Origin of the sequence: Mesorhizobium sp. M7A.F.Ca.CA.003.01.2.1 (genome assembly GCF_003998945.1) — a bacterium.
Lineage (GTDB): Bacteria > Pseudomonadota > Alphaproteobacteria > Rhizobiales > Rhizobiaceae > Mesorhizobium > Mesorhizobium ciceri.
In genome coordinates this window covers 1-6,600 of sequence record NZ_RZRA01000220.1, presented here as the reverse complement: position 1 = coordinate 6,600, position 6,600 = coordinate 1, and the positions used below count along the sequence as shown (strand labels likewise).

Below are 6,600 nucleotides of genomic sequence, written 5' to 3'. Positions count from 1 at the left end.
GGTCCGCAGTTCTCGGCTGCGCATGTGCGTGGCTGCGTCGAAGCCTTCGAGGCGGCCGTCTCCGACGGCTGGGTCTGCTGGGCCTTCTCCAACCATGACGTGGCGCGCCATGTCAGCCGCTGGACAAGGCCGGACAGCGAGCCCGACGCGGTCGCAAGATTCTCGATCATGCTGCTCGCCTGCCTGCGCGGCTCGATCTGCCTCTACGAGGGCGAGGAACTCGGGCTGGAGGAGGCGGAGCTGGCCTATGAAGATCTGCGCGATCCCGTCGGCATCCGCTTCTGGCCAGGCGTCAAGGGCAGGGATGGGTGCCGCACGCCGATGGTGTGGGAGGCCGGCGCCGACAATGCAGGCTTCTCCACGGCCAGGCCCTGGCTGCCGATACCGGCCAGCCATCGCGCTCGCGCCGTTGACGTCCAGAATGCCGACACGGTCTCTGTGCTCGCGTCCTACCGGGCTGCGCTGGCCTTGCGCGGGGAGCATGAGGCGCTGATATCCGGCTCGATCCGCTTTCTCGACGCCAAGGGTGACCTGCTCGCTTTCATCCGCGACGGCGGCGGTGAAAGACTGCTCTGTGTCTTCAATTTCGCCGGAGGACCGGCCAATTGGCCGTTGCCGGGGGACATCGGAGCGGTTGCGCAGCTGGATGGCAATGCCGCGGTCGTCGAGACTGAGCTTTTGCTGCCAGCGCTCGGAGCCTTTTTGGGCAGGCTCGACTGATATCCCGACGTTACTGCACCAGCACGGCACGTCCGCATGTCGCGCCGGTGACCCGGACATCGGCCACGCCGAGATGCACGCCGAGCGTATCGAGTAGATTGTAAAGCAATGTGTCGACTGGTGCGGTCACGGTTTTCAGAAGCGTCGTCACAGCTGGCTTCACGGTGCCGAGCAACGCCGTTACGTCAAGCCCGAGGATACCAAGCGCATTGACGGAAAGCGACAACTTGTCGACCAGTGACGTTGTCAGCGTCTGGGTAATGTCCCGTGTCGGCGTCGTCTTGATGGTTTTGGCGGCGATCTCGGTTTTGTTGAAGACCAGGTTGGTCGGGCTGACGTTGGTGATGTCGGCACCCGCCGAACCCTTCACCAGTATTAGCGGGATTTTTAGCAGCAGCAGATTGAGGCTGACATCCGCGATGTTGGCGTCGGAGAACGACTGCGGGTTGCTGAAATCCGCGAAGGCGGTGGGGCTGTTATCGGCATCGCTGGCGGCAAGGTTCACCGCCGCGATGCCGGGCTTCGCGGCAATGGTAACCTTCAGGCTGTCGGGGCCGGTCGGGCAGTTGATGTCGGTCAGCTTGGCCTCGGCGTAGGCTACTTCGACATTCAGCGGCAGCTTGACCGACAGCAGGCTGATACCGCCGCCCAGGTTTGGGTTGCCGACGCCGACCGTGACAAGCAGCTTAATGCGCGTTTGCGCGGTGCGAACCACGGTGCCGGCTTCTCCAACCGCCAGCCATGGCGAGGATTGCGGTGGTTCGCCGATGGCGATGGCGAGCGTGGTCGACAGCACCCCGGGAATGGTGGCTCCGAGGGCGACGTCGACCTGTTTTGAACCGTTTGCCAGTCCGGCGGCGGCCGTCAGCATTCCCAAGGCGCTGGCGTCGACGCCGAGGCCGGCGGGCCTTTGGCCGAGGCCCAACTTGCCGACGGAGCCGAGATCGACCAGATGACTGAGCGGGATCTGGACCGTGCTGGTCGACTTGGACGCGATCGTCTGCAGGGCGACCTTGGCCGTGTTGCCAAGCCCAGGCACATTGGCCATGGCCGTGGCGATCTGGCCGACGGTCGCCTTCGATGCCAGCACATCCGAATACGAGACGCCGGTCAGGTTCAGCTGTGTGGCAAGGCCGTCCACGAAGGAGAGCACGCTCACATCCGCGGAGATCAGCGCGTTGTAGTCCATGACACTGAGCGAGATGTTGCTGCCGAGCAGTCCGCCGAGAAGCGCGTTGAGGATACCGCCATCGAGGCTGGCGAGCCTCGATCCGACCGAGAATGTCGCCTGTGGCGTCATGCTGGCGGTGGCTTGGGTGCCGATGACGGGAGTGGGGATCAGGGAACTCGCGAAATAGCGGGCGGGGATCTTCTTCAGGGTGACACGGACGGCATTGTAGGGGGTTATGCTGGCCTGGAAACGCTGGCCCACATTGGCCCCGGATGCCACATATCGCCCGGGCGTGACCGTCACGACGGTTTTGCCGACCGCCGGCTCGATCGTCTGTCCCGAGCTTTGAACGACAACCCCTGGCATGCCGTTGTCGGTCAGCGTGGTAACGACCGCTGTATTGACATTGGTCATGTTCGAGGCGGCGGTGATCGCCGCCAGATCCACCATTGCCTGCGCTTCGCGGCGCTCGGTGTAGATCGAGGCTTCGTCGATGGCCACTGCGGCCAGCGCCAGCGCCACCGGCGCGCTCAATGCCGCCATGACGGTGAAGTTCGCTTTCCTGTCACTCAGCATCAACCGGGCAAGCCGACCGATCCCATTGCACGCATGCAGCAGCATTCAAATGCCCCCGACCCTGATCGTTGACTGGCGCCTGATCGTGGTCCCGGGCATGGCTATGCCCGGGAAAAGGTTCCAGATCGGCAGGTTGCGGGCGTCGTATTGGATGGACACCACGAACTGGCTTCCATCGGCCGTGCTGTCGTTGGCCTGGTAGGTCAACTTGCTGACATCCACGAAGGGATATCCGCCGGCATTGTTGGTGACGAAGCTGGTTACGAGCGTTTGACGTTCGGTCTGGTTCAACCCGGCAATTGCCGTGCGGGCGGCATCCGCTGCGATCTGCTGGATCGAGTTGGCGGCGCCGAAGTATATACCGTATGCAACCATTCCGAGTAGAAGAAGAATGAAAATCGGTGAAAGCAAGGCAAATTCAACCGCAGAGGTACCGCGCTCTTCTTGAAAGTTCCGCATTAGTTGACGGATTTTGGGCAATTTACTTGCTCCGTTACTCATAGCCGCCGCGCGTCTGAAGCTCGAACCGTATAGAAGGTACTCGTAATGTAACCTCAGGTTGCTTAAGAACGCATTAAGACATTCCGGCAAACTGGCATGGCTCCCGATTCGCGGTGAAAAATAGCGTCGAGGTGAAGAAACCAAGTCAAGCTTTTGGTTTCGGCTGGTGTTTCAGCGGCCACACCATAGCTTTCGTCCGCCTTACTTTGGGTGACCCAGAGAGTCTGTTGAAATAAAAATTCTCCGCGTTAGTGTCTGGGCACGAGCCGCAGGACGGGAACCAGCGGCGCGCTCAAAGGGGTCAGATATCGGCTCCAGGGCGTCAACACTTAATAGGCGCGCCAACGGCGGCGCCGACAGGGAGAACTTCATGCTGAAAAACATGCTGAAGGCGACTGTGTTCGCCACGACGATGACGCTGGCCGCCGGGACGTTCTACACGCAGGCCTTTGCCGAGACCGTCTATAACAGGGGCACCGCCGCTGAATCGGAGTCGGTCGATCCGCACAAGACCTCGACGGTTTACGAAGCCAATGTCCTGCGCGACCTGTTCCAGGGCTTGGTCATGCAGGACCAGAAGGCCAATCTCATTCCTGGTGCCGCCGAGAGCTGGACGGTTTCGGACGACGGAACCGTCTATACGTTCAAGCTGCGCAAGGACGGCATGTGGTCGGATGGCAGCCCGGTTACGGCTGACGATTTCGTCTATGCCTTCCACCGGCTGGAGGATCCGGCGACCGGCGCCGAATACGCCTCGATGCTGTATCCGGTAAAGGGTGCGGAGGACGTCAACACCAAGAAGGGCAAGCCTGAGGACATGGGCGTCAAGGCGATTGACGCAAATACGCTGGAGGTCACGCTGAAGGCGCCGACGCCCTACTTCCTGGAGATGCTGACCCACCAGGCGACCTATCCGGTGAGCAAGGCCTCCATCGAAAAGCTCGGCGCCGATTGGATCAAGCCCGGCAATCTCGTTTCGAACGGCGCCTATACGCTGGCCGAATGGGTTCCCAACGATCATATGAAGCTGGTCAAGAACCCGAAATTCTGGGATGCGGCGACCGTCAAGTTCGACGTCGTCAACTACATCCCGACCGAGGACCGCTCTTCGGCGATGAAGCGCTTCGAGGCAGGCGAACTGGACAGCTACGACGACCTTCCGACTGAACAGCTCGCCGATCTCAAGACCAAGTTTGGCGACCAGATCCACGTTGGACCGTATCTCGGCACCTATTATTATGCGATCAAGACCGACAAGGCGCCGTGGGATAATGTAGAGCTGCGCAATGCCATCTCGATGGCGATCGACCGCGACTTCCTCGCCGAAAAAGTCTGGCAGAACTCGATGCTGCCCGGCTATTCAATGGTGCCTCCCGGCATCGAAGGCTACACGCCGGCAATGGCCAAATATGCGGACATGCCGCAGATCGACCGCGAGGATGCGGCCAAGAAGATCCTCGAGAAACTCGGCTATACGCCCGAAAAGCCGCTGAAGATGGAAATCCGCTATAACACGTCGGAAAACCACAAGAACACTGCGGTGGCGATCCAGGAACAGCTGAAGCCGCTTGGCGTCGACGTCACGCTGCTCAACACCGACACCAAGACCCACTACTCCTTCCTCGAGCAGAAGGGCAACTATGATCTGGCACGTGCCGCCTGGATCGCCGATTACAAGGATCCGGAAACCTTCCTCGGCATCTCGCGCAAGGCCAGCGGCAACAATTATTCGGACTACAACAGCCCGGCCTATGAAGCGGCCATGGACAAGGCGGCCGCCGCCGGGGGCAACCCCGAACAGCGCATGAAGGAACTGGCCGACGCCGAACGCATCCTGGTCGACGACGTCGGCCAGATACCGCTCCTCTATTACAGCTACCACGATATCGTCTCCTCGAAGCTGCATGGCTTCGTCGACAACGTGATGGACGTGCATCCGTCGCGCTTCGTCAGCAAGGACTAACCCTGGCCAAGCCACCGCGCCTTCCAGGCGCGGTGGCGATGGTTTGCCATCGCATCGGCCCGGGTACCGGAATTCGATTTCGGCAAATGTCGGTGCGAAGATTTGAAAGCTGGAGCGCGGCCGTCCAACTGGACGCGCGCGGCTCTGGATCAAGCGGGGCACCGATGCTGCGATACGTATTACGGCGGCTTCTGACCGCCATTCCAACGCTGTTCGTCATCGTGACAATGGCGTTTTTCCTGATGCGCGTCGCGCCGGGCGGTCCATTCAACCAGGAGCGGGGGCTCAGTCCCGAGATCAGGGCCAATCTCGAAGCCCAGTTTGGCCTCAACGACCCGCTCTGGCTGCAATTCGTCCACTATCTCGGCAATCTGTTGCGCGGCAATTTCGGCCCGAGCTACAACATGCCGGATTTCACCGTCACCGAACTGTTCGCCAAGGGGCTGCCGATTTCGGTCCAGCTCGGCGCCTCGGCGCTTGTCCTGGCGCTGCTGCTCGGTTCCGTGCTCGGCACCATTGCGGCGCTCAATCAGAACAAGCTTGGCGACTATACGGTGATCGCGCTGGCGACGGCCGGCAGCACCATCCCAACCTTCGTCATCGCGCCGGTGATCCAACTCCTGTTCGGGCTGACCTGGAGGCTGCTGCCGATCGGTGGGTGGGGCGATGGCGCTTTCATCAACAAGGTCGGTCCGGTGCTGACGCTCGCCCTGCCGCAGATCGCCATCGTCGCCCGGCTGATGCGTGGCTCGATGATCGAATCCTTGCGGTCCCACCACATCCGCACGGCGCGCGCGCTGGGCCTGTCCGACTGGTCGGTGGTGGTCAAGCATGCTTTGCGCGGCGCCATCCTGCCGATCGTCTCCTTCACCGGTCCGGCGGCGGCGGCACTGCTGACCGGCTCGGTCATCGTCGAGACGATCTTCTCCATCCCAGGCGTCGGCCGCTATTTCGTCGATGCCGCGCTCAATCGTGACTACACGCTGGTGATGGGAACGGTGGTGGTGATCGCCATCTTTACCATTGTCTTCAACCTGATCGTCGACGTCATGTACGCGGTCGTCGATCCGAGGGTGCGCTATGACTGACATCGCGGCCACAGTCGCCCCCACCGTCATCGGCCGTTCGCTCTGGGGGGATGCCTGGGCGCGGCTCAAGGCCAATCGCGCCGCCATGTTCAGCCTGTATTACCTTGCCCTGATCGGTGTCGTCAGCGTGTTCGGGCCGTGGTTCGTGCCGCATCAATACACCACCATCTATGCCGACTATGTGCGCATGCCGCCAAGCCTGTCAGCCTATCCGAAGGCCGACATGATCGAGACGGCGCTCACCGAAGCGATCAAGCGCATGCGGGTCGACATCAAGGAATGGCGGCAGGAAGGCAACCAGGTCTTCGTCACCGTCAAGTCGACCAGGCCGATCGACGATCGCAACATCCGCTATCTTGACCGATCCGATGCCTTTGACGACACCAAGATCGAGAGCAAGTCGCCGGACGGTCTCGAAGTGACGATGAGCGCCTCGATCAAGCAGCAATATTTCCTGTTCGGCACCGACAACACCGGACGGGACCTGTTGTCGCGCACGCTGATGGCCGGGCGTATATCGCTGGCCATCGGCCTGCTCGCGGGCGTCGTGGCGGTGGTCATCGGCGTGGTCTACGGGGCCG

5 protein-coding genes and 1 pseudogene are annotated in these 6,600 nt (G+C 61.5%); 4 read left to right on the top strand and 2 right to left on the bottom strand.

Features of this window, described 5'->3' with window-relative positions; all coding sequences use genetic code 11:
* The coding region (locus EN969_RS11685) for an alpha-glucosidase C-terminal domain-containing protein (protein ID WP_206525148.1) at positions 1–720 on the top strand (720 nt) is incomplete at its 5' end.
* 10 nt (positions 721–730) lie between these two features.
* On the opposite strand, the gene EN969_RS11680 is transcribed toward EN969_RS11685, so the two are convergent.
* Together EN969_RS11680 and EN969_RS11675 are read right to left on the bottom strand one after the other, a co-directional pair.
* Positions 731–2,512 (bottom strand): TadG family pilus assembly protein, encoded by a 1,782-nt coding sequence (locus EN969_RS11680; protein WP_013532694.1) that lies wholly within the window; start codon positions 2,510–2,512, stop codon positions 731–733.
* A complete protein-coding gene (locus EN969_RS11675; protein ID WP_174299092.1) occupies positions 2,513–2,926 on the bottom strand; it encodes a TadE/TadG family type IV pilus assembly protein in 414 nt (137 codons plus the stop codon). It abuts the gene before it with no gap.
* 412 nt (positions 2,927–3,338) lie between these two features.
* Here EN969_RS11675 and EN969_RS11670 point away from each other — a divergent pair, with 412 nt between their 5' ends.
* From EN969_RS11670 to EN969_RS11660, 3 genes and pseudogenes are all read left to right on the top strand, one after another.
* Entirely contained in the window at positions 3,339–4,931 is a 1,593-nt protein-coding gene (locus EN969_RS11670; RefSeq protein ID WP_013532692.1) for a peptide ABC transporter substrate-binding protein, read from the top strand.
* 164 nt (positions 4,932–5,095) lie between these two features.
* Positions 5,096–6,019 (top strand): ABC transporter permease subunit, encoded by a 924-nt coding sequence (locus tag EN969_RS11665; RefSeq protein WP_013532691.1) that lies wholly within the window; start codon positions 5,096–5,098, stop codon positions 6,017–6,019.
* Positions 6,012–6,600 (top strand): annotated as a pseudogene (locus EN969_RS11660) (ABC transporter permease); the annotation flags it as partial. The gene EN969_RS11665 and the pseudogene EN969_RS11660, both read left to right, overlap by 8 nt.

What these genes read in the sequence shown, in the direction of transcription:
- EN969_RS11680 (WP_013532694.1), bottom strand. Translation starts at nt 2,512, where the DNA reads ATGCTGCTGCATGCGTGCAATGGGATCGGTCGGCTTGCCCGGTTGATG.
- EN969_RS11670 (WP_013532692.1), top strand. Translation starts at nt 3,339, where the DNA reads ATGCTGAAAAACATGCTGAAGGCGACTGTGTTCGCCACGACGATGACG.
- EN969_RS11665 (WP_013532691.1), top strand. Translation starts at nt 5,096, where the DNA reads ATGCTGCGATACGTATTACGGCGGCTTCTGACCGCCATTCCAACGCTG.
- EN969_RS11675 (WP_174299092.1), bottom strand. Translation starts at nt 2,926, where the DNA reads ATGCGGAACTTTCAAGAAGAGCGCGGTACCTCTGCGGTTGAATTTGCC.